The 19,529-nt window shown below is 57.1% G+C and carries 19 protein-coding genes; 10 read left to right on the forward strand and 9 right to left on the reverse strand.

Features of this window, described 5'->3' with window-relative positions:
* Positions 1-75: 75 nt before the first annotated feature.
* Both DW49_RS0102470 and DW49_RS0102475 read right to left on the reverse strand, forming a co-directional pair.
* A complete protein-coding gene (locus tag DW49_RS0102470) occupies positions 76-1,728 on the reverse strand; it encodes a methyl-accepting chemotaxis protein (RefSeq protein ID WP_005615590.1) in 1,653 nt (550 codons plus the stop codon).
* A 121-nt stretch (positions 1,729-1,849) separates the two neighbouring features.
* Entirely contained in the window at positions 1,850-2,641 is a 792-nt protein-coding gene (locus tag DW49_RS0102475; protein ID WP_005615593.1) for a transporter substrate-binding domain-containing protein, read from the reverse strand.
* Positions 2,642-2,784: 143 nt separating this feature from the next.
* On the opposite strand from DW49_RS0102475, the gene DW49_RS0102480 reads away from it, so the two are divergent.
* The 3 genes from DW49_RS0102480 (at position 2,785) to sodC (ending at position 4,919) form a co-directional block, all read left to right on the forward strand.
* On the forward strand, positions 2,785-3,093 hold the full coding sequence (locus DW49_RS0102480) for an ArsR/SmtB family transcription factor (protein WP_005736391.1): 309 nt from the start codon (positions 2,785-2,787) through the stop codon (positions 3,091-3,093).
* A gap of 56 nt (positions 3,094-3,149) precedes the next feature.
* Entirely contained in the window at positions 3,150-4,160 is a 1,011-nt protein-coding gene (locus tag DW49_RS0102485) for a zinc-dependent alcohol dehydrogenase family protein (protein WP_005615599.1), read from the forward strand.
* Between the two features lie 240 nt (positions 4,161-4,400).
* The gene (gene sodC / locus DW49_RS0102490; RefSeq protein WP_017699713.1) at positions 4,401-4,919 is read left to right on the forward strand and encodes a superoxide dismutase family protein; all 519 of its coding nucleotides are present in this window, start codon (positions 4,401-4,403) and stop codon (positions 4,917-4,919) included.
* Positions 4,920-4,987: 68 nt separating this feature from the next.
* Here sodC and DW49_RS0102495 read toward each other — a convergent pair whose 3' ends face one another.
* The 3 genes from DW49_RS0102495 to DW49_RS0102505 all read right to left on the reverse strand — a co-directional run bounded on the left by DW49_RS0102495 (position 4,988) and on the right by DW49_RS0102505 (position 7,624).
* Positions 4,988-6,175: an MFS transporter gene (locus tag DW49_RS0102495; protein ID WP_005615603.1), complete on the reverse strand. Its 1,188-nt coding sequence runs from the start codon at positions 6,173-6,175 to the stop codon at positions 4,988-4,990.
* Positions 6,176-6,373: 198 nt separating this feature from the next.
* Positions 6,374-7,093 carry a carbonic anhydrase gene (locus DW49_RS0102500; protein ID WP_005615606.1) on the reverse strand — a complete coding sequence of 240 codons (720 nt, stop codon included), beginning with the start codon at positions 7,091-7,093 and terminating at the stop codon, positions 6,374-6,376.
* 321 nt (positions 7,094-7,414) lie between these two features.
* Positions 7,415-7,624, reverse strand: coding sequence for a hypervirulence associated TUDOR domain-containing protein (locus DW49_RS0102505; protein ID WP_005615610.1), 210 nt, complete (start codon positions 7,622-7,624; stop codon positions 7,415-7,417).
* A 152-nt stretch (positions 7,625-7,776) separates the two neighbouring features.
* Between DW49_RS0102505 and DW49_RS0102510 the strand changes: the two genes are divergently transcribed.
* Positions 7,777-8,214, forward strand: coding sequence for a GNAT family N-acetyltransferase (locus tag DW49_RS0102510; protein ID WP_005615613.1), 438 nt, complete (start codon positions 7,777-7,779; stop codon positions 8,212-8,214).
* 349 nt (positions 8,215-8,563) lie between these two features.
* Here DW49_RS0102510 and DW49_RS0102515 read toward each other — a convergent pair whose 3' ends face one another.
* Complete coding sequence (locus DW49_RS0102515) at positions 8,564-9,535, reverse strand: DUF6508 domain-containing protein (protein ID WP_005615616.1); 972 nt, start codon at positions 9,533-9,535, stop codon at positions 8,564-8,566.
* Between the two features lie 67 nt (positions 9,536-9,602).
* On the reverse strand, positions 9,603-10,583 hold the full coding sequence (locus DW49_RS0102520) for a YiiG family protein (RefSeq protein ID WP_005615619.1): 981 nt from the start codon (positions 10,581-10,583) through the stop codon (positions 9,603-9,605).
* Positions 10,584-10,880: 297 nt separating this feature from the next.
* Here DW49_RS0102520 and DW49_RS0102525 point away from each other — a divergent pair, with 297 nt between their 5' ends.
* The 3 genes from DW49_RS0102525 (at position 10,881) to DW49_RS0102535 (ending at position 14,331) form a co-directional block, all read left to right on the forward strand.
* A complete protein-coding gene (locus tag DW49_RS0102525; RefSeq protein ID WP_024420249.1) occupies positions 10,881-12,620 on the forward strand; it encodes a dipeptidase in 1,740 nt (579 codons plus the stop codon).
* 104 nt (positions 12,621-12,724) lie between these two features.
* A complete protein-coding gene (locus tag DW49_RS0102530) occupies positions 12,725-13,297 on the forward strand; it encodes a cupin domain-containing protein (protein ID WP_024420250.1) in 573 nt (190 codons plus the stop codon).
* 56 nt (positions 13,298-13,353) lie between these two features.
* Positions 13,354-14,331, forward strand: coding sequence for an SMP-30/gluconolactonase/LRE family protein (locus DW49_RS0102535; protein ID WP_005615627.1), 978 nt, complete (start codon positions 13,354-13,356; stop codon positions 14,329-14,331).
* 22 nt (positions 14,332-14,353) lie between these two features.
* Here the strand turns inward: DW49_RS0102535 and DW49_RS0102540 are convergent, their stop codons facing one another.
* Positions 14,354-15,634 (reverse strand): sensor domain-containing diguanylate cyclase, encoded by a 1,281-nt coding sequence (locus DW49_RS0102540; protein ID WP_005615630.1) that lies wholly within the window; start codon positions 15,632-15,634, stop codon positions 14,354-14,356.
* 363 nt (positions 15,635-15,997) lie between these two features.
* On the opposite strand from DW49_RS0102540, the gene DW49_RS0102545 reads away from it, so the two are divergent.
* Together DW49_RS0102545 and DW49_RS0102550 are read left to right on the forward strand one after the other, a co-directional pair.
* Entirely contained in the window at positions 15,998-17,368 is a 1,371-nt protein-coding gene (locus DW49_RS0102545; RefSeq protein WP_005615633.1) for a GntT/GntP/DsdX family permease, read from the forward strand.
* Positions 17,369-17,544: 176 nt separating this feature from the next.
* Positions 17,545-17,808, forward strand: a complete 264-nt coding sequence (locus DW49_RS0102550) for a hypothetical protein (protein ID WP_003375805.1) — start codon at positions 17,545-17,547, stop codon at positions 17,806-17,808.
* Positions 17,809-17,935: 127 nt separating this feature from the next.
* Here DW49_RS0102550 and DW49_RS0102555 read toward each other — a convergent pair whose 3' ends face one another.
* Positions 17,936-18,232, reverse strand: coding sequence for a hypothetical protein (locus DW49_RS0102555; RefSeq protein ID WP_003375803.1), 297 nt, complete (start codon positions 18,230-18,232; stop codon positions 17,936-17,938).
* A gap of 165 nt (positions 18,233-18,397) precedes the next feature.
* Here DW49_RS0102555 and DW49_RS0102560 point away from each other — a divergent pair, with 165 nt between their 5' ends.
* Entirely contained in the window at positions 18,398-19,516 is a 1,119-nt protein-coding gene (locus DW49_RS0102560) for an HWE histidine kinase domain-containing protein (protein ID WP_005615636.1), read from the forward strand.
* Positions 19,517-19,529: the final 13 nt, after the last annotated feature.

Raw genomic sequence — 19,529 nt, forward strand, 5'->3', positions numbered from 1 at the left:
GCGTGCAGATTGGCCAGAAAAGGCCAGCGGGGTTGCACTCTGCGCGCCGTGGCGGCGCGCAGAGTGCGTGTCGAATCAGGACAGGCGGAAGCGCCCGACGATATTGTTCAGGTCCAGCGCCAGTGTCGACAGTTCACGGCTTGCACTGCTGGTTTGCTGCGCGCCCGATGAGGATTGCGCAGACAAGTCACGGATGTTGACCAGGTTGCGATCCACTTCCCGTGCCACGTGTGCCTGCTGTTGCGCAGCGCTGGCGATGACCAGATTGAGGTCGTTGATCTCGCTCACCGCCGTGCTGATGGCAGTCAGAGATTCATTGGCGCCCTCGGCGATACCGAGCGTTTCGCTGGCCAGTTCGGTATTGCCACGCATCGAGCCCACAGCCCGCTCAGTGCCGCTCTGGATGTTGGTCACCAGACGTTCGATTTCGCTGGTTGATTGCTGGGTTCTGTGAGCCAGAGCACGAACTTCGTCCGCTACCACGGCAAACCCGCGTCCGGCTTCACCTGCGCGAGCGGCTTCGATCGCGGCGTTGAGGGCCAGCAGGTTGGTCTGCTCGGCCAGACCACGAATCACATCCAGCACCTTGCCGATGTCGCGCGATTGACCTGCCAGCTCGCCAATCAAGGTGGCCGTTTTCTGTACGTCTGTGCTCATGGTGTTGATTGCGCTGACGGTTTTCTTGACCAGCCCCAGACCGGCCTGCGCCGCGCTGGTCGCATTGCTTGACGAGCGTGCGGTGTGTTCGGCGTTACGAGCGACTTCTTCCACTGCGCTGGTCATTTCATTGACAGCCGTTGCGGCCTGATCAATCTCGTTGTTCTGTCGCTGGATGCCTTGAACACCGTCTTCGGTGATGGCAGTCATCTCTTCGGCAGCGGCGGCCAGCTGGGTTGCCGAGTTTGAAATCTGCTGCAGGGTATCGCGCAGTTGGGTCTGCATGGCAACCACGGCAGCAGCGACGCTGGTGTTGTCATCGGCATTGACCTTGATGGTGCTACTCAAGTCGCCCTTGGCAATGGTGCGTGTGATGGTAGCCACTGTAGAGGGTTCGCCACCAATGGCTGCCAGAATACTGCGTATGGTCAGCAGCGTTACCATGACACCCAGTATCGCAATCACCAGCGTGGCGCCGATGGCCAGCTTGCTGGCCTGGTTGGCGCTGCCTTCCTGCGCCTCAAAACGTTCGCCAGCGTGTTGCTTGCCTTGCTCGCGCAGGGTCTGCAGGGTCTTGAATACCTGCTCGGCAAATGGTTTGACCTCGGTACGGTTGATAGTGGTGGCGGCGGCGATGTCACCCGTCTGGATAACGCTCGTCTGATGGCGCATGCCGGCACGCAGCTTTGTGTAATCGCGCTGCAACTGCTGAGTGAGCGTCACATCCAGCGTTTCAGCGGTGTTCTTGCCGAGCTGCACGGTCAGTTCATCGAGTTTGGCGAAAGCGGCTTCGTTCTCATTCTTCCAGCCGGCGGTCTGCTCCGGATTGCCGATGGCGATCATGCGCAGAATGTTGATGTCCACGCGAGTCAGCGCGCCGTCGATATTGTTCACCGCCTCGGTTGCCAGGAAGTCCCGGTTGTAGAGCGCGTCGACATTCTCGGTCGATGTCTTGAGTGTATGGATCATGAAAACTGATAGAGCTACAAACGCGACGATGATGGCGAAGGTCGAGGCCATCAGTCGTTGCTTTATGGTGAAGCCGGAATGAGCCGATTGGGCTTGGGACATCGGAGTTTCCCTGTAGGTTATTGCGCTTACACAGCCAGAAGCCTTGCGAAGTACATCGCAGGTTCAAAAACTATCGGCACCCCAATCCCAAGCTTTAACTGCTGGCTAAATGATATTTTTTTTATAATTGGGTCGGCACTGCCAGCCATTCACCCAGCGCCTGTTGGTATTCGCCAGTGGCCTTGCTCAGGTGCAGCCATTGGTCCACGTAGCTTTTCCAGGTCACATCATCACGGGGCAGCAGGTAGGCTTTTTCACCATATTGCATGTAATGGGTCGGGTTGACCGCGCACAGACCCGGCATGCGTTTCTGTTGATAGAGGGCCTCGGAAGCATCTGTGATCATCACGTCAGCCTTTTTGTCGAGCAACTCCTGGAAGATGGTCTTGTTGTCGTGAAACGCCAGAGATGCATTGGGTAGATGGGCGCGTGCGAACGCCTCGTTGGTGCCACCGGCCGGCTCTATCAGGCGTACTGACGGCTGGTTGATCTGCTCGACAGTCTGATACAAGGCCTGATCTTCACAGCGGACCAGCGGGATCTTGCCATCGACATCCAGCGTACTGCTGAAAAAGGCTTTCTTCTGGCGCTCCAGGCTGACCGAAATGCCGCCCATGCCAATGTCGCATTTACCGGCAACCATGTCCGGCAGCAGGGTTTTCCAGGTGGTAGGTACCCATTGCACGGTCACGCCCAGGCTTTTGGCCAGTGAGCGGGCCATGGTGATATCGATTCCTTCGTGTTCGCCGTCTTCGCGCAGCAGGGAGTAAGGCTTGTAGTCGCCCGTGGTGCAGACCGCCAACTGGCCTGTCTGCACGATCTTGTCCAGGTGCGACGCTGATTCCTGGGCCTGAGCCATACCGGCCATGCCCAGCAGCAGGGCGGTCAATACGCTGTGTTTCAGATTGATCATGAGACGGTCCTGGCTTTGATAGCGTACTGGGTTTTGTAAGTGTCGACAGAGTGCTTTATTTGCCATGCCGATGTGAAGCGGCAATCACATTCTGTGCCATGTGTATTTTTTGCGGGGGGTTGAACATTTCGTAAAAAGGCGTAATGTTGCTCCCCATGATTCTTGAGCAAATCAAAGCGGTCGGCAATGACACTCGTATGTTGATCATGGAGTGGCTGAAAGACCCGCTGGCCCATTTCCCTCCCCAGGACCACGGTGATCCGGCGATAGGGGTGTGCGTGTCACATATTCAGGCCAAGGCCAATCTGTCGGCTTCCACGGCGTCCGCGCACCTTGCCATTCTGCAGCGTGCCGGGCTGGTGCAGGCGACGAGGATCGGCAAGTGGACGTACTTCCGCCGTGACGAGCAAGCCATCGACCGGTTCGCGGATCGGCTCAAGAAAGAGTTATAAGTTTTATTTATACATTTCGTCATTTTGCGTAATGTTGAATTGATAGGAGATTGACCATGAGCAACACAACCATCTACGTGCAGGCTGGCGGCGGCTACGATCAGGTCAGCGTTGGTGAAAGCGAAGTGCTGGCACCCCAAAGCGGTGAAATCACCGTGCGCCTGCACGCCAACTCGCTCAACTACCACGATTTCGCTGTTGTCACCGGCATGTGGGCACCGACTGAGAAGCGCATTCCCATGGCCGACGGTGCCGGTGTGGTCACAGCGGTCGGCGAAGGTGTCAGCGAGTTCAAGGTGGGCGACTCGGTCGTCAGCACCTTCTTCCCTGAATGGATCAGCGGTGAGCCGTTGGTTGAAGGTTTTGTCACGGTGCCAGGCGATGGCGTTGATGGTTATGCCCGTGAGCAGGTTACCGCTCGCGCCACCTCGTTCACCCATGCGCCATTGGGTTACAGCCATGCCGAGGCGTCCACACTGACCACTGCCGGCCTGACTGCATGGCGTGCGCTGATGGTCGATGACTCGTTGAAAGCCGGTGATACCGTGCTGGTCCAAGGCACTGGCGGCGTGTCGATCTTCGCCCTGCAATTCGCCAAGATGGTGGGCGCTACGGTTATTGCCACCTCTTCGAGTGATGAAAAGCTGGAGCGTCTGCAGGCGATGGGTGCCGACCACCTGATCAACTACCGCAAGGACAGCAACTGGGGCGAGACGGCTCGCAAGCTCACCGGCGGGCGCGGTGTGGACCACATCATTGACGTAGGCGGCCCATCGACGCTGCAGCATTCCATGAACGCAGCACGAGTTGCCGGCCATATTTCGGTCATCGGTATTCTCAGCGGTGTGGCCGGTCAGCTGGAGTTCGTTCCGGCGCTGGTCAAGCAACTGCGCATGCAAGGTGTGCTGGTGGGCAGCCGCACTCAGCAGCAAGACATGATCCGCGCCATCGATGCCAACGGCATGCGCCCGGTCATGGACCGCTCGTTCCCGATGACCGACATTGTCGAAGCGTTCAAGTATCAGGAAACCAACCAGCATTTCGGCAAGATCTGCCTGGATATCTGAAGCCAGTTGTAGCGCTGGCCCCCGGCGCATGCTGAATTCACTGGCCTGCCAACCTGTGTTGGCAGGCCAGTGTGACGTTTTGCATCACTTCCCCGAGCGCTTCTCGCTCATCTTTTTGCATCAAAGCGCGCGCCTGTGGTCACATCCTCTGTGACATCAAGGACGTTGCGTTGCGTGCTGACTCACGCCGCTCAGAGCAACGTTCACTTCGATCAACAGATCAGGGACGCATTGAAACCTATGAAATCTCATCTTTGGCTGGGCCTGCTTGGCGCCTTCTCCCTCAGTGTTCAGGCCGCATCGCTGGACGTTCCCATCAATCTGGTCAGCGCTGATGGCGCGCCCAAACCCATCGGCAGCGTCACGGTGAGCGAAACGCAGTACGGCTTGCTGTTTACGCCGAAACTGACCGACTTGCCTGCGGGCGTTCACGGTTTTCATGTGCATGAAAACGGCAGTTGCGAAGCGGGCACCAAGGACGGCGTGAAGGTTGCGGCGTTGGCCGCGGGCGGTCACTTTGATCCGGCCAAGACCGGCAAACACCTGGGGCCTTATGCGCAAGGTCACTTGGGCGACCTGCCTGCGCTTTATGTCACGGCTGACGGTACTGCAACCTATCCGGTACTGGCACCACGCCTGAAAAAACTGTCGGAAATCAAAGGCCATGCGTTGATGGTTCATGCCGGCGGCGATAACCACGCCGACATGCCTAAACCTTTGGGCGGCGGCGGTGATCGTGCTGCTTGCGGCGTGATCTGAGAATATTGATCTCGTCCGGGGTGCCTGCGTGCGATCAGCGTGCAGGCACCCTCATTGAGGATGTTCGATCAGCGTCGGGTTCGCCATCCCCCGAATAGCCACAGCGCGGCGAGGCCTAGCAAAGCGTTCAGCGCAGCGAGGATGAGGATCACCTGCCGAGTTCCCAGCGGAGCGGCCAGCAGCGCAACCAGCAACCCGGCCAACGGCTGCGACAGATTGTTGAGCAGGGTGATCACGCCTACCGTCTTGCCGAAGTCCTGCCTGGGTATCACGCGCTGTCGAGTGCTGCGCAGGTAAACGTTGAACATCTTGTCGAATCCGACAATCAGCAGAAAGCCGCACACATAGCCGCCCAGGCCGGGGCTCAACGCGCTCACAAGTGCACCCGTTACGATCATCATGTACGAAACACTGCCAAGCACCCGCATCGGCACGACCACACGGGCGAGAAACAGCAGAATCACGATGGTCGTCAACGCACCGGCCATCTGCAGGCTGGCGTAGTTGCCATTGCCCGCAGTGTGCTCGCCGATAACCATCGCCGCCGACGTGGCCAGCGTTACGCCAACGATGAGGTTGACCCCGACTGCCAGGGTGATGACTTTTTTCAGCTCGGTCAGTCGGGCGATATGCCCCAGTGCGATTTTCAGCGGCTGCCACCCGATGCCTACTGACGGGTCACAGGCATCAAGCGTGATAGCGCTGCTGCGTTGCCATACCAGCATGGCCAGATCGGCCAGTAGAAACAGCCCGGCACTGCACAGCACAACCCACGGCCAGGCCCAGATATCCAGTAAAAGCACCGCGGCGAGCGGTCCCAGGACCAGACCTGTCTGATCGGCAATCTGCGAGTAAGCAAGCGTCTTGGTATAGCTGTAGCGCTGAAAAATGTGCGGCATCAGCACTTCGCGGGCCATGATCCCCTGGGTGGTCAGGACGCCGCACACAGCCGAGAGCACCACCAGCCAGAAAATCCCGCCGAACGCCCCGTACAACAGCACCGCCACTACACAGATCAGCGCTCGATAGACCTGGCTGATGTGCAGCATTCTTACGGGAGAAAACCTGTCGCACAGTGCTCCACATGCAGGAAATGCCAGATAGCGCGGCAGCGATTCGACGAAAAACGCCAGCCCCGCCCAAGACGCGCTGTTGGTGGTTTGAAAGACGACCAGTGGCACGATGAACAGCAGAACCTGATCGGCCAATCGTGACAGGAACAATGATGTGAAGAACGCCAGATAATCCTTTTTCACGCGTTTCCTTTATTTGACGTGTGGCGATGCCAAGTGCCGACTGCATCCTGAGTCGTATTGATCAGATGGCCTGTGACAGGCGTTCAGGCAACTTTTACAGCATGGCGGGGAGGGCGGCAACGAGGCGGGAAACAGCGTTCATGGAAAAGAATCAGCGCAGTCCGTGCGCTGGCTTTTTTGCGTCAAGACTTCAATACATCAGACGTCGAAGAAATCGACCTTGCCGTTTTCGAGGCTGTAATAGGCACCGACCACCTTGACCTGACCGGTTTTGATCGGGTTCATCAGGGCAGGTTCGGAAGCCGTGCGCAAACGGGCGACAGTGCGCTGGATGTTGGCCTTGACCGAGTCTTCGAGCAGGTTGCGGCCTTTCTTCGATTTGGCGCTCAACACAGCCGGCAGGATAGGTTCGATCATCTGGCCAATGGCACCTGGATAAACCGTGTTGTCTTCCACCACCGACACCGCTGCAGCCACGGCACCACACTTCTCGTGGCCCATCACCACCACCAGCGGCACACCCAGTTGGCTGACACCGTATTCGATCGAGCCCAGCGCTGCCGTGTCCACGGTGTTGCCTGCGTTACGGACGATGAACAGTTCACCCAGACCACGCCCGAAGAGCAGCTCTGGCGGTACGCGCGAGTCGGAGCAGGAGATCAGAATACAGAACGGAGTCTGGCCTTTGGCGATTTCCAGACGGCGATCACGGTTACTCTCGACGTTGATGGTTTTGTCCGTCATGAACGCATCGTTGCCGTCGCGCAGAGCTTTGAGTGCCTGATCAGCCGTCAATGTGGTTCGGGGCGAGGTGGGCGTTGCAGCGTTGGCAATCGAGGGTAATTCCATCAGCGCTGCGGCAACGGGAAGGCAGCAGGCACCTTGAAGGATCTTGCGGCGGGACAGGGACGATGTCATAAAAAGCCTCAGGCTTGTTAGGCTCTGTACGAAAAGTGGCTGCGCTCGGTGATGCTGCGTTAAAAACAGGCTCGGAATGCTCATTTACAACACGTAGACTCCGCTTCCTCGCCTGTTTTTGCCTTGCCTGACCTTCGCTCGCCGACTTTTCGTACAGAACCTAACTGTCGAAGTGTGGTGTGGATCCCGCTCCCAGCCACGCTGGGCGAAGGATCTGTTCACTTAATACAGCCAGTAGAATTTCATTTCCAATTGTATTTATTTCGACACGTTTCCCTGATACCGCTTTTGCTGGCCGATTGATGTAGGCGGCATGGCAGATCAAGCGTGCTTGAGCGCCCCCTCGTGATGCATCGCCGAGTGTCCGGTCTTGTCACTCTTCACCTCGTACTGCGGATCGTCCCTGGAAGCAGGCCGGTGTTTGCCCATGAACTCGACGTCCTTTGTGTGCACGTTGGTGACCTTGCCATGCACCTCGCCCGCTTCGGCGTTCCAGCGTACCGCGTCGCCAACTTTGAATGCAGTGGTCATACAGGTGTCCTCGGGTAGGTGAGCGGATGACTTGAAGTGTCGCTCGGTAATAGTCGGAGTCGTCAGCGACGGAAGAATTCAGTGGGGTTTATCGTGCGGTTGGCCTTTATCTTGCTCATGTACTTTTCGGCCCATAACGAAGGAGTGATGAGATGAGGGAGTGGCTTACAGGCGCACAGATTGCCGATGATCAGATCCAGGTAATCGGGGCCGGTGTCTTACACCACGGCCGCGCATTGTCCGAGGCGAAAGGAGGGCTGGCTGGCTCGATCGCCTGTGTGGTTATGGAAAACGGTCTGGTGATTGGCGGCGCGACAGGTCGCACCGAGTTTCAGCGGCTCTTTGTGAGTTATCTCTGGGTCGATGTTCAGTCGCGAGGAGAGGGGCTGGGGGCAGAGGCGCTGCACAGGATTGAAACGCTGGCCGCCGAGCGAGGCTGTGTGGACGCTTTGATCGAGACGCTGGATGAAGATGTGGCCAAGTGGTACGCGCGCTGTGGTTACAGGCGGATCGCATGTCTTCCTGAATACTGCGGACCTTGGGGCCGGCATACATTATTGAAGTCATTCGCCAGTCAGAGCTGTACGTGATGAGTACGGCACCTCGGGAATTGTGGTGCACATATAGGAGCGGATCTGTGCGGTGCTTCGCTCGTCCGCACTGCTTGGGGCTGGATGCCGACGCGGAGCGTTGCACAATAGTTGAACGGATGACTTGAAATACACGATTTTTGTAGGAGCGGACTTGTCCGCGATCTGCCGGAAACTGGCAGCAAAACCGGCCGCCCCGGTTTGCCAGATGTAGCAGAGTCAGCAGGTTGTGGGGTCGCTTCGCAGCCGTTGTGACCTCCTGAAGCTCCTGCGCCCTTCGGGCAAAAGCCCGTTTCTTGAGCTCTTCGAGATTTGCGCACGATGCCAAACACTCCGCGTCATTGCTGGCTCAATGAGCCGTGCACGCGCCGCGCAGCACATTCAGCCTGCGCAGGATCTTCAGCATGTAGCCTTTCTCGATCATCCCGCCATGATGCCCGTCGCAAAAGCGTTCGCCCCTGTTGCAATAGGTGAGCATGGTTTGTATGTCTGCAAGGTTTGCCTGCGCGATGTAGGCATCATTTTCGAGCATGTCCCCTGCGCCATGATTTATGTAATCAAAGTCAGTCCAGCAACCCTTGCCCGAGGCGCGATAGAAATCGTCCACGACCTTGAAATATTCCGGCCAGTAGGTGTTCTCTTTGACGACGTACGTTTTGATAGCCACACCGTCCGGGTACAACCGTGGCAGGTATGACAGCAGCTCGTCGATATCTTGAGGCGTGGGTGAAGGTTCGCTGGGTGACCGTGTATCGCTCGACGGGTGTGGCAGAAAGGCCCTGACCGGCTTTGGCGTATGCCACCCCACGTAGATATCAAACGCCGACACCTGTCCCGCGGTCAGCCGCCCCTTTCTGTAGTGCTGCAGATGTTCTCTGTAACGCTGAAAGGCTTCTGATTGCACGCCGTCAGCAAACATTGAAGCAATGGCTGCGGATTGTATCAGCCAGTACATATCGGGCGAGCTATCGGCTTTCCAGCTGGCCATGGTGATTGCCGTGTCGAGCAATTCTTGAGCTAGCTGCCGCCCGGTTTGACAGCATGCCTCGTCCAGTGTGGTTCGGTCAGCCTGTTCTACCTGCGCGATGTAAGCCCGGTAGCGGATGAGCAGTGATTCGTTTTCCCTGCCCAAGGGCGGGCAGGCGGGCAGGCGGGGGGGCGGTGAATTCAGCGGTTCAGGCTCTTGATGCACCGGCAGCCAGGCCAGGTTCTGTTGCACGCGAGACACGATGGCCGGCTCGGCAATCGGGGCGCTGGCGGGCGGCGGCGCAGTGCGCTTTTGGCCGAAGCGGGCTTTTAGATGGCGTAGCAGCTTGATCATTTGCGCCCCCTTATAAGATGTCTTGCGGGATGCGCTTCAAGCATCCTGCGAGTGGCGAAGATCATCGTCAGATGCATTCGTCCCGGTTCATGCTGTTGATCAAGCTGCCGAAAGCGCGCTGTACGTCTTTGGCACCTCGCTCGACAGGGTTGAATGAACGCCATCTCAACTCGCTATTATTCTCACGTTTGTACTGGCCGCTTCGTGCATCGCTGATCGCCTGGCGTCCCTTGCCCACGAAACCGTTCAGGTCGCTCAATACCACTGTGCAGCCCGGCGAGCGCGTTTGTTCGCGGGTTTTTTTGTCCCAGCCTTCGATCATCTGTGCCGTTTTGCTCAGACTGGCTTCGAACGGCTTGGCAGTTTCTTCGCTTCCAGCGTTCTGAAAGAACTCGCTGGCTAACCGCGCGGACTCTTTCGCGTACACGACAATGCCTGCTCGATAATAAGCTACTGAGTCTTTTTCTGCGCTTTCAAACGCGTTTTTGGTGTTTATGTCGTCACGCTTGTTGATCCCGTCAAAAAACACCGCCTGGTATACGGCGACGTCTTTCATCGCTGCTTGCAGAGCAGGCTCCATTTCCCGGGCCTTCTTTCCATCATCGGCGAGGAAGCCTTTGGACTGTGCGTAGTTTTCAAGTTCGGCCTGGACAGGAGCCAGCTTGGCGAGGGTTTCAAGCATGCCTTTTGCGGGCTCATCCAGCTCGGGCATTGGAGACTCTATGGCCAGTGCCTCCTTCAGGTTCTTTTGCCATGTGCTGATGTCGTAGGTACTGAAGATGTAGTAATCCGTCAGCTTTTTACCCGCTGCGAGTTTCTTGGGATATTCATTCAGACGTTTCTCCAGCAACTCGCCAAAGTCAGCACCGTAATTGGCCGCTTTTACATAGACATTGTACTTTTCGACCTCGGCCTGCTCGGCACTCATCTTTTGTTGCGGCGGGCTGCCAGGTTGCGCAACGCTTTGTGGTGCGTCGCTCTTGTCACACCCACCGATAAGCAGGCTTATCGAAATCAGCAGGGCTGCCAGCGTACTTCTCGAGTGCACTTTATTTTCCTTCCATGAGTGAGGGCAATGTCGTTCTGTGGTCTGCGCAGGCCCACAGGTAGACAGGGATGATGTCACATTAACGAGCGCCTGCTGAACCACAAAAAAGACCAGGGTCGTTTACGCGTGAGGGCGGATGTCGATGTTCGCCATCGGGATAGTTTGCTGCACCACGCTCGCGAAGGTTTTCAAAGCGGGGATTCCCGCCGTCTTGTCTCGTGGTGTAAGTTGGAAGGCTTACTGATCAAACGATCAGGTTTTTTTCAAACCCCTGCCTGCCAAGGAATGCCTTCAAAAATGAATTTCGCACTCAAAAAACTCGCCGCAGCCACGCTGATACTGACCAGCCTTTCAGCCGTGACTACGTCGGCTTATGCCAACCTTGATGCGCAGCAGAGCGCCGTTATCGTCAAGACGTTCAGCGGTACATCGTTAACAGACTTCAGGCAGTTTCTGGCGAGCGTGAACAAGAACGATATCGCCAAGAGCGCAAATATCGGCCCTGCGATCGCGGCCTTTCTCGACAACAAGAAGCTTTCTGAAGCGCAGCAAAACGAAATTCATCGCCTGCTCGGCCTATACGCGCGGATTAAGTACGGCAGCGCGGCCACCGAGACGCTGCGTGAGCTGGTCGCCATTCCGACGGTGCGTGTGGACGGCGTTGCCCAGCATGAAAACCCTGAGTTCATCAAAATCGCCGACACGATCAAGAGCCTTGCCGAACGCTTCGACCTTAAGTTTCGCAACGTCGATAACCGCGTCTATGAAGTCTCGCTCGACGGCAGCGGCGATGAAGTCGTAGGTATTCATGTGCATGCCGACGTTGTCCCCGTTACACCAGAGAACTGGGTATTACCTGACGGCACTCGTCTGGACCCGTTCAAAGTCACCCTGATTGGTGACCGCATGTACGGCCGTGGCACCGAAGACGACAAGAACGGCATCGTGGTGTCGCTGTATGCGATGAAAGTCATCAAGGAAGAAAAGCTGCCGCTGGCGAGAAACTTCAAGCTGCTGATAGACACCACTGAAGAGACTGCCGGCGATGCCATTCCCTACTACTTCGAGCGCAATCCGACACCCAATTACAACCTGGCGCTGGATGGCGGGTATCCGGTTGTGATTGCGGAGAAAGGCTACGGCACCGTCATGGCCAGTTTTGCCAAGCGCGCTGCGCAGGGTGAGGGTGCCGAGATCGTTTCGATGACCGGTGGCATGGCCACCAATCAGATCCCGTCGAAATCAGTCGTTACGCTGGTGACCGACAAGCCTGCGCAACTGGCAGCCAGCCTGCAACAGGCCGGCGCAGATTATGTGAAACGCAATGGCGGCAACTTCGAGATTGCCGCCAACGTGGAAGGTAAGGACGTCAAGTTGACAGTGACCGGTGTTTCCGCGCACTCATCTGCGCCCGAGTCCGGCGTCAATCCGGTAGCGAGGATGCTGGATTTCATCAACAGCCTCGACGGCAACGTTGCGCTCAAGCACAACCACATCACGGATGCCGCTCGCTATGCGGCCGACAACTGGGGCCTGGACTATCTGGGCGGCAAGTTGGGTGTTGGTTTCTCCGATGAGTTCATGGGGCCGCTGACGACTTCCCTGACTTACGTTGCGCTGGATGACAAGGCGTTCAAACTTGCGGTCAATCTGCGCGTGCCGAAGGGCAAGTCTCCAGAAGTGCTCAAATCTGAAATTGCCGACAAACTCACGGCATGGAGCACGAAGACCGCTATCAACCCGGTGTTCGACTATTCCATTGCCGAGCCGATGTATCGCAACCCGGAAGGCGAGTGGGTCAAGGCATTGCTCGCTGTGGCCACTGAAAACCTCGACATGAAACACGCGTTCGGCACTTCGGCGGGCGCTACATCGGTTCATGAGTTGCCCAACGGCGTGCAGTTCGGTCTGGCAAGACCTGAAGTCAAATACACCGGTCACACTGATAACGAGTTCAAGACCACCGAGCAGTTTCTGCTCGACCTGCAGATCGTGACCGAGATGATGGGCCGTATCGGGCAGCTGCCGAAACTCTGATACAGCGCTCGGGCCTGCGCTCAGTGCAGGCCCGTTTTATAAGATGCGAAAAAGCCGGGTCACGCGGTTTTTTCCCCGCCATCATTGTGAATAAGGATGTACTCATGAAAACGCGCTTCGCACTTGCACTTGCTTGTACTGCTGTATGGGCGACCGGCAGCAATACCTTCGCTGCCGTTTTGTCCGTTCCCGGTAACGCTTCAGAAAGCACCACCAGTAACGGCAAGCTTCAACCCCCGGTCAAGTATGCAACGGTCTGGGCCGATGAGCAGGGCGCCACTCATGTGGACCACTGTCGCATTGAGGGACTGGAGTTTAAAAGTTACGCACCACCCGCCGAGCCTCAGTGGATCGGTGTGTCGCCCGATGAAATCGAAAGTATCGCCTATGCGGTGTTGCCGCCGGGTTACGTCGGCAGTTGGCATCACGCCCCCGGCCCTCAGTGGGTCATCACGCTTCAGGGGCAATGGTCGGTGGAAACAACCGATGGCACGGTGCTTGTTCAAGGCCCCGGAGAGATGCAGTTCAATGCCGACGCCAGCGCCAGGGCGCGGCCCGACGATAAGCGCGTAGGGCATTTGAGCCGTACCGTGGGTGATCAGCCCAACGTTCAGCTCATTGTGAAACTCAAGCCCCAAGCTGCTGCCAAACGTACCTCTGGCCCTTGCGCCTATTGATCGACAGGACGAAGCGTATGAATCGGGTTTTACGTCATCCGGGCAGGAACATATCAGTGCTTTTGTTCGGCAGTGCGCTTCTTGCCAGCGGTGCAGTCATGGCTTCGGACACGGCATCGCCTGTAAAGGTAGTTGCCAGCAACCCCCACTTCGCCACACTTGTTCAGCCCGATGCGCAGGCACAGATTGTCACTGCAGATGCGAAGTGGGCAGAAGGGCCGTTATGTCTGCCCGAGGGTGGTTTGATCTGGAGTGACGTCAAGGCCAACAAGGTCATGCGCTGGAAAGAGGGCGAAGGCGTCAGTACCTGGCTGGACCCTGCCCATTATCAAAACGGGCACGCTCGGGATTCCAAGGGGCGTGTCATTGCTGCCTCCCATGGTGAGCGCGCCATTGTGCGTCAGGAGCCGGACGGTCAATGGCGCACAGTGGTCGACAAGTACCAGGGTAAACGCTTGAACAGTCCAAACGACGTCACAGTCGATGATCAAGGAGGCATCTGGTTCAGTGATCCGACCTTTGGCGTACTGAACAAGGCAGAAAGTTATGGCGGCAAGCCGGAGCAGGGCGGCGAGTATGTGTACCGCTACGATCCAGAGCACGATCAACTGGTGAGACAGAATACTCCAGGACTGCACTCGCCCAACGGCCTGGCGTTTTCCGCGGATCAGCGTTTGTTGTACGTCGCAGATTCGCAACTGGCGCATGACTTCAAAAAACCGACGCTGGCCCACAGGATTATGGTGTATCAGGTCAACGACGGGGCGCTGAGTAATGGACGAGTGTTCGCCGAGATTACCCCCGGTATTCCCGACGGGCTCAAGGTCGATGCTCAAGGTAATGTCTGGAGCAGCAGCAAAGAGGGCGTTCAGGTGTTTTCGGCCAGCGGGAAGTTGCTCGGCAAGTTGCTGGTAACGGCCAAGGACACCGGCAATCTTGCGTTCTGCTCCGCAGGCTCGCAGCACTGGGTTTATATCACCGCTGCCAACAAGATTCTGAGAATGCCTGTTCTTGTCGAGGGCGCTCGACCGTAGTAGCGACAGCCGAAAATCAGCATCAATAAGCCGGGTCGTCAGCGTGAGCAATCTCGACACGGTTGCGCCCCAGGCGCTTGGCTTGATACAGCGCCTTGTCCGCTCGCTGGATGAGGCTTGCGGCCGTTTCTCCGGGGCTGAGTTCTGAAACCCCCAAAGAAATGGTTACCGGGCCTGCTTCAGGTATTTCAAGGCTTTCCACGCCTTTGCGAACCCGTTCTGCCAGCTCGGCGGCCTGTTTCAGTGAGCTGTCGGGCACCAGTATCAGAAATTCTTCGCCTCCCCAGCGGGCGGCAATGTCAAACGCACGAATCCGGTGTTTGAGAATGGCTGCAACGTTTTTCAATACGCTGTCGCCAGCAGGATGACCGTACTGATCATTCACTGATTTGAAATGGTCGATATCGCAGATAATGAAGCTGAACGGCTTGCCCGATATCCGCGCTGTATTGATCATGCGCTCAAGCGTGTGTTCCGCGGCCCTTCGGTTATCCAGCCCGGTCAGCGGGTCGCTGTGGGCAATCTCCAGCAACTTCTGCTCGCGCCCCAGGCGAGTTGTCACATCCTGACTGATGCTGACGTAATGCGTCATTACACCCTCCACGTTACGCAGCGGGGAAATACTGTGTTCGGCGTAGAAAAGCGAGCCGTCCTTGCGCTTGTTGATAAAGGTGGTGCGAAAGGGCTCGCCGCTCGCGAGCGACTCTTTGAACTGCGCATAAAACAGCGCGTCATGTTTGCCCGAGCGCAGCATTCGCGGGGGGTTTTGCCCAATGATCTCGGGCGCGCTGTAACCTGTTATGAGCTGAAACGCCTCATTGGCAAACACGATGGTGGAGTTGCGATCAGTAATGATGATCGGGTCGAACGCGGCGTTCAGCGCCTGCGCCAGCAAGTGTTGTTCACGCTCGGCGCGGATGCGCGGGCTGATGTTTTGCTGCACTGACACAAAGTTGCAGACCTGGCCCGCATCGTCGCGCACCGGTGAAATTTTCCACTCGACGACATACGGGCTGCCGTCCGCACGGTAATTGACCGTCGACCCTTCGAAAAAAAGACGTTCGCTCAGGCATTGCCGCAGACGCTCGATAACCTGCGGGTCGGTATCCGCACCCTGCAAAATGCGCGGCGAAAGACCGATCAGTTCCTCGGCCGTATAGCCCGTCATGGTGCAGAACGCCGGGTTGACATAAACGATGAGCGGGCCGCCGTTTGCCAGATTGGCATCGGTGATCAACACGGCGTTGAATGACTGCTCGACAACTGCTTCAAGCAAAGCCAGGCGCTGGCTGGATGAGGTCATCTGATTTCCTGTCGAGTGATCCGGTAATTGATCGCGGCGCTTATCAGATACGGTGTGACGCAATGCCGAGCGGATAATTGATGCTGGTTTGACTGTGTGTCACGTACCTGTTGCATCGTCACTATACCCACATCATTTGAGGGGTGCATCGCGCTGGAGCCATTGATATTCAGGGCTTTGTCGGTTTTTTTTGAGTGGCTTATTGCCAGCCTATAGGCCGCGTGCATCACCCGAATATTTAGCTGCGGTGCAATCGCGTATTCCGGTATCTTCTGAAGAATTGAAACTAATTGTTTCTATTTTCTCCGGGACCACGCTCTTGAAAAGCGCCCAAATCAAAGACTCAACGATAGGAGGCCCGCGTTGGATTTGTCGTCTGCTGCCTGGGTGTTTCACGATACCCGCCTGATCATCTGCTGCCTGATTGCTATCTCCACGATCATCGTATTGATCAGCGCAACCAGACTTCCGCCCTTTCTGTCGATTCTTGTAGGCACTTTCATTGCCGGTATCGGTGCGGGCTTGCCTGCCGAATCCGTTGCAAAAGCGTTCAGCAAAGGCGCTGGCGCCATTCTTGGCGAGGCAGGCATCATCATCGCACTGGGGGCGATGCTCGGTGCCCTGATGGCCGAGTCGGGGGCCGCGGATCGCATTGCTTCAACCCTGCTCAAACTGGGCAAAGGCCGGATGCTGCCTTGGATAATGGCACTGGTGGCCATGGTCATCGGCCTGCCGCTGTTCTTTGAAGTGGGTCTGGTGCTGATGGTGCCGATCATCTTCGTCATGGCTCGTCAGTCCGGCCAGCCACTGCTGAAAATCGCGATTCCGGCACTGGCGGGCATGACCACACTGCATGCCTTGATGCCGCCACACCCCGGGCCGCTGATCGCCGTCAGTGCCCTGCACGCTGATCTGGGCCTGACCATGCTGTTGGGGCTGTGCATCGCAGTGCCAGCGGTGATTCTCGCCGGCCCGGTGTATGGCAACTGGTTGTCCGGGCGCATGCACATCCAGGAGCCTGCCGAACTGGGCGAGTTATTCAGTGCCAAGCCCGATCCCGGTCGCCAGCCTGGCTTCGGTATATCGCTACTGATCATTCTGCTGCCCGTGATTCTCATGCTCGGCAGCACTTTGGCCAAAGTGACGATGGAGCCTGAAAGCACTGTCGCGCTGACCCTGAAATTTCTCGGCGAACCACTGGTGGCTTTGGGTATCGCGGTGCTGGCTGCAACGGTCTGCCTGGGCTGGGCCAATGGGCTTTCCCGCGACCATGTCGGCGGTACGTTGCGCAAAAGTCTCGCGCCGATTGCTGTGCTGTTGTTGACCATCGGTGCCGGTGGCGGCCTCAAGCAGACGTTGCTGGACGCCGGAGTCAGCCAGACCATCAGCAAAGTGGCAGAAGGTGCGCATATGCCGTACCTGCTACTGGCCTGGCTGATTGCCGTGGCGCTGCGTCAGGCAACCGGTTCCGCCACCGTTGCGACCACCACCACCGCAGGCATCCTCGCACCCATGATGGCAGGGCTCGCACCGGTTCAGGCATCACTGATCGCGCTGGTCATCGGCGCAGGCTCGGTGTTCTTCTGCCATGTAAACGACGCAGGCTTCTGGATGGTCCGCGAATACTTCGGCCTGCAGCTGAAACAGACTCTTTGGGTCTGGTCGGTGCTGCAGACGATTGTGTCGGTGGTCGGGCTGATAGGCACGTTGCTGTTGTGGCATTGGTTAGTGTGAAGGGCTGGCTGCATCGGTGAAATAGCCGCCTATGCGAACGGGCTTAGCGCAGGCAGGCCTCGTGCCTGCGCCACATCGGGTAAACAAGGCGTAATCTGTCCCGTGTCGAAACGTAGTTTTTCGGGCTACTATGAAATCGTTCACGCTCACTCAGAGCAGACTGACCAGGAGGATCCATGCCCAAAGCCGCCACCAAAGCGCTGTCCGAAGAGGCTACTCAAAAGCTTGAAGCTCAGATCCCGGCTCAGGCTTCCCTCGCAACCCGTATGGCTTACGAAAAAGCCAAAGCCGCAGGCAGAACCGTGGTGCTTTCCAAGGGCGGATTCATCGTGGCCGAGCGTGCAGATGGCACCGAGCAAATCGTCTGTGCTTCCAAACCCCGTCGTAAGGTGACAGCCGGGGTTAGCTTTACGATTGGCTCCGGGGCGTCTACCCATTGATCAACCCCACAACAGATCACTCGAAACTTGCCTCACACACCGCAGACTGCAACAGACCTCATAACGTCCTATTGGCAGATGACCCAGTGCAACGCTGTATATGTTCGATATCCTTCAGGAAGCGGTTTTACCCGTTGCGCCCGGACAACTCGAGGTGTCCGTCACAACTCAAAAGCGCCTGTAGTTTGTCCTGACCAACATCGACCGGCACTATCCACCAATGGGTATGATTGTCGTATCGGGCACCGTCAACGACCGTCACGGTGTTTCCGGCTTTTGGTGGGTGCTTGTCAAAATAAGCGTTGATGGAATCGGCAAAAAAGTTCGCATCTTTATCAGGGCAGTGCATTTCGTCGCTTTCACCACTTTGCGCAAGCCATGCAACCGCGAGGATCAACAGTACCAACAGTACGGCGCGTGTCATTAAGGACTTCCATTCCCGGAAAGTGTTCAGGATAGCTTTAATAGGTGAATGACGGCGAACACGCTTTCCCCTTCTTCAAAAAGGCGTTTCGTCCAACTCGATCATTGCAGGCCAGCCACGGGTGTATTATGGCAGCACTTTTTCGCACCTGAGGATGCGGCTGTCATGCGTGAGTTTCTAGAGGTTTTTCGTCATCGCGCACTGGACGTCATGTCATCAGCCTTGCCTGCCGAATCGCTTCTTGAAGATTTTGCCATCGCGCTGCAGGCCAGATTGCCGGGTGTCATTGTTGGCACCAATGTGCTGGATAAAGCAGGCCGAACATTCCGCCAGTCTATTTTCCCGAATCTGCCGTCCGGGTTTTCTCAATCACTGGTGGGCAACATCATTACCGGCAAGCACGGCTCATGCGGGCTCGGCATATTGACCGGGAAAACCATCGAAGTGTCGGATGTGGCAAATGATCCGCGCTTTTCGCAAGAGTGGAAAGCGCTCTTCGCCCTGCATGATCTGCATGCGATGATTTCGATTCCGGCATTGAGCGCTGAGAATAATGCTCAGGGAAGTATCGCAATCATCCACCCTTTGGGCATGTCGTTCACCGCTGAACAGCGCGACTTTCTCCAAGTTGCATCATCGTTGTGCGCCCGTATATGTGCGTACAGCAGGTCGCAGGAGTCCAACACGCTCATGCTCGGTGAGCTTGAGCACCGTATTCGCAATCTGTTTCTGATCATTGGCGGTGTCGCCAATCTGACCTTGAAGCGGTACCCCGAAGCGAAGCAGTTCCGGGCGGTGTTTGGTGAGCGGCTGGTGATGATGCATCGCGCGCACTCGCTGGCATTGAGCGCTTGCGAGATCGACATGGCGACTTTACTGCGGGAAATGCTCGCGCCTTATCAAAAAGACTGTGATATCAGTTTTTCCGGCCCCGATATTCTGCTGACTCAAGAGGCTGCATCGGCCTTGGCGCTGGTGATACATGAGTTGGGTACGAACGCCGCCAAGTACGGTTCGCTGGCTCAAGGTGCGGGAGGGCTGGACATCCAGCGGTCGATCGTCGCGCAGGGCATCGACGACCCCGACGCCACTTTCAGGCTTGTCTGGACTGAGTGCGGCGGCCCGCAGGTTGAGCAGCCGAGCCGCAAGGGTTACGGCACGGCGATGATCAAGGGCAGCTTGAGCAATGCGTTTGATGGTGCGGCAACATTCTTCTACGAACCAGCCGGACTGAAATGCGAGATATCCGCACCGTTCACCCGCAAACTCGGCAGAAGCAGATGATCAGCGCCTCACG

It is taken from the genome of Pseudomonas avellanae BPIC 631, assembly GCF_000444135.1.
GTDB lineage: Bacteria > Pseudomonadota > Gammaproteobacteria > Pseudomonadales > Pseudomonadaceae > Aquipseudomonas > Aquipseudomonas avellanae.

Bases quoted from the DNA above. Each gene is read 5' to 3' on its own strand.
- DW49_RS0102470 (WP_005615590.1), bottom strand. From the start codon at position 1,728: ATGTCCCAAGCCCAATCGGCTCATTCCGGCTTCACCATAAAGCAACGA.
- DW49_RS0102475 (WP_005615593.1), bottom strand. From the start codon at position 2,641: ATGATCAATCTGAAACACAGCGTATTGACCGCCCTGCTGCTGGGCATG.
- DW49_RS0102480 (WP_005736391.1), top strand. From the start codon at position 2,785: ATGTTGCTCCCCATGATTCTTGAGCAAATCAAAGCGGTCGGCAATGAC.
- DW49_RS0102485 (WP_005615599.1), top strand. From the start codon at position 3,150: ATGAGCAACACAACCATCTACGTGCAGGCTGGCGGCGGCTACGATCAG.
- sodC (WP_017699713.1), top strand. From the start codon at position 4,401: ATGAAATCTCATCTTTGGCTGGGCCTGCTTGGCGCCTTCTCCCTCAGT.
- DW49_RS0102500 (WP_005615606.1), bottom strand. From the start codon at position 7,093: ATGACATCGTCCCTGTCCCGCCGCAAGATCCTTCAAGGTGCCTGCTGC.
- DW49_RS0102505 (WP_005615610.1), bottom strand. From the start codon at position 7,624: ATGACCACTGCATTCAAAGTTGGCGACGCGGTACGCTGGAACGCCGAA.
- DW49_RS0102510 (WP_005615613.1), top strand. From the start codon at position 7,777: ATGAGGGAGTGGCTTACAGGCGCACAGATTGCCGATGATCAGATCCAG.
- DW49_RS0102515 (WP_005615616.1), bottom strand. From the start codon at position 9,535: ATGATCAAGCTGCTACGCCATCTAAAAGCCCGCTTCGGCCAAAAGCGC.
- DW49_RS0102525 (WP_024420249.1), top strand. From the start codon at position 10,881: ATGAATTTCGCACTCAAAAAACTCGCCGCAGCCACGCTGATACTGACC.
- DW49_RS0102530 (WP_024420250.1), top strand. From the start codon at position 12,725: ATGAAAACGCGCTTCGCACTTGCACTTGCTTGTACTGCTGTATGGGCG.
- DW49_RS0102540 (WP_005615630.1), bottom strand. From the start codon at position 15,634: ATGACCTCATCCAGCCAGCGCCTGGCTTTGCTTGAAGCAGTTGTCGAG.
- DW49_RS0102550 (WP_003375805.1), top strand. From the start codon at position 17,545: ATGCCCAAAGCCGCCACCAAAGCGCTGTCCGAAGAGGCTACTCAAAAG.
- DW49_RS0102555 (WP_003375803.1), bottom strand. From the start codon at position 18,232: ATGACACGCGCCGTACTGTTGGTACTGTTGATCCTCGCGGTTGCATGG.
- DW49_RS0102560 (WP_005615636.1), top strand. From the start codon at position 18,398: ATGCGTGAGTTTCTAGAGGTTTTTCGTCATCGCGCACTGGACGTCATG.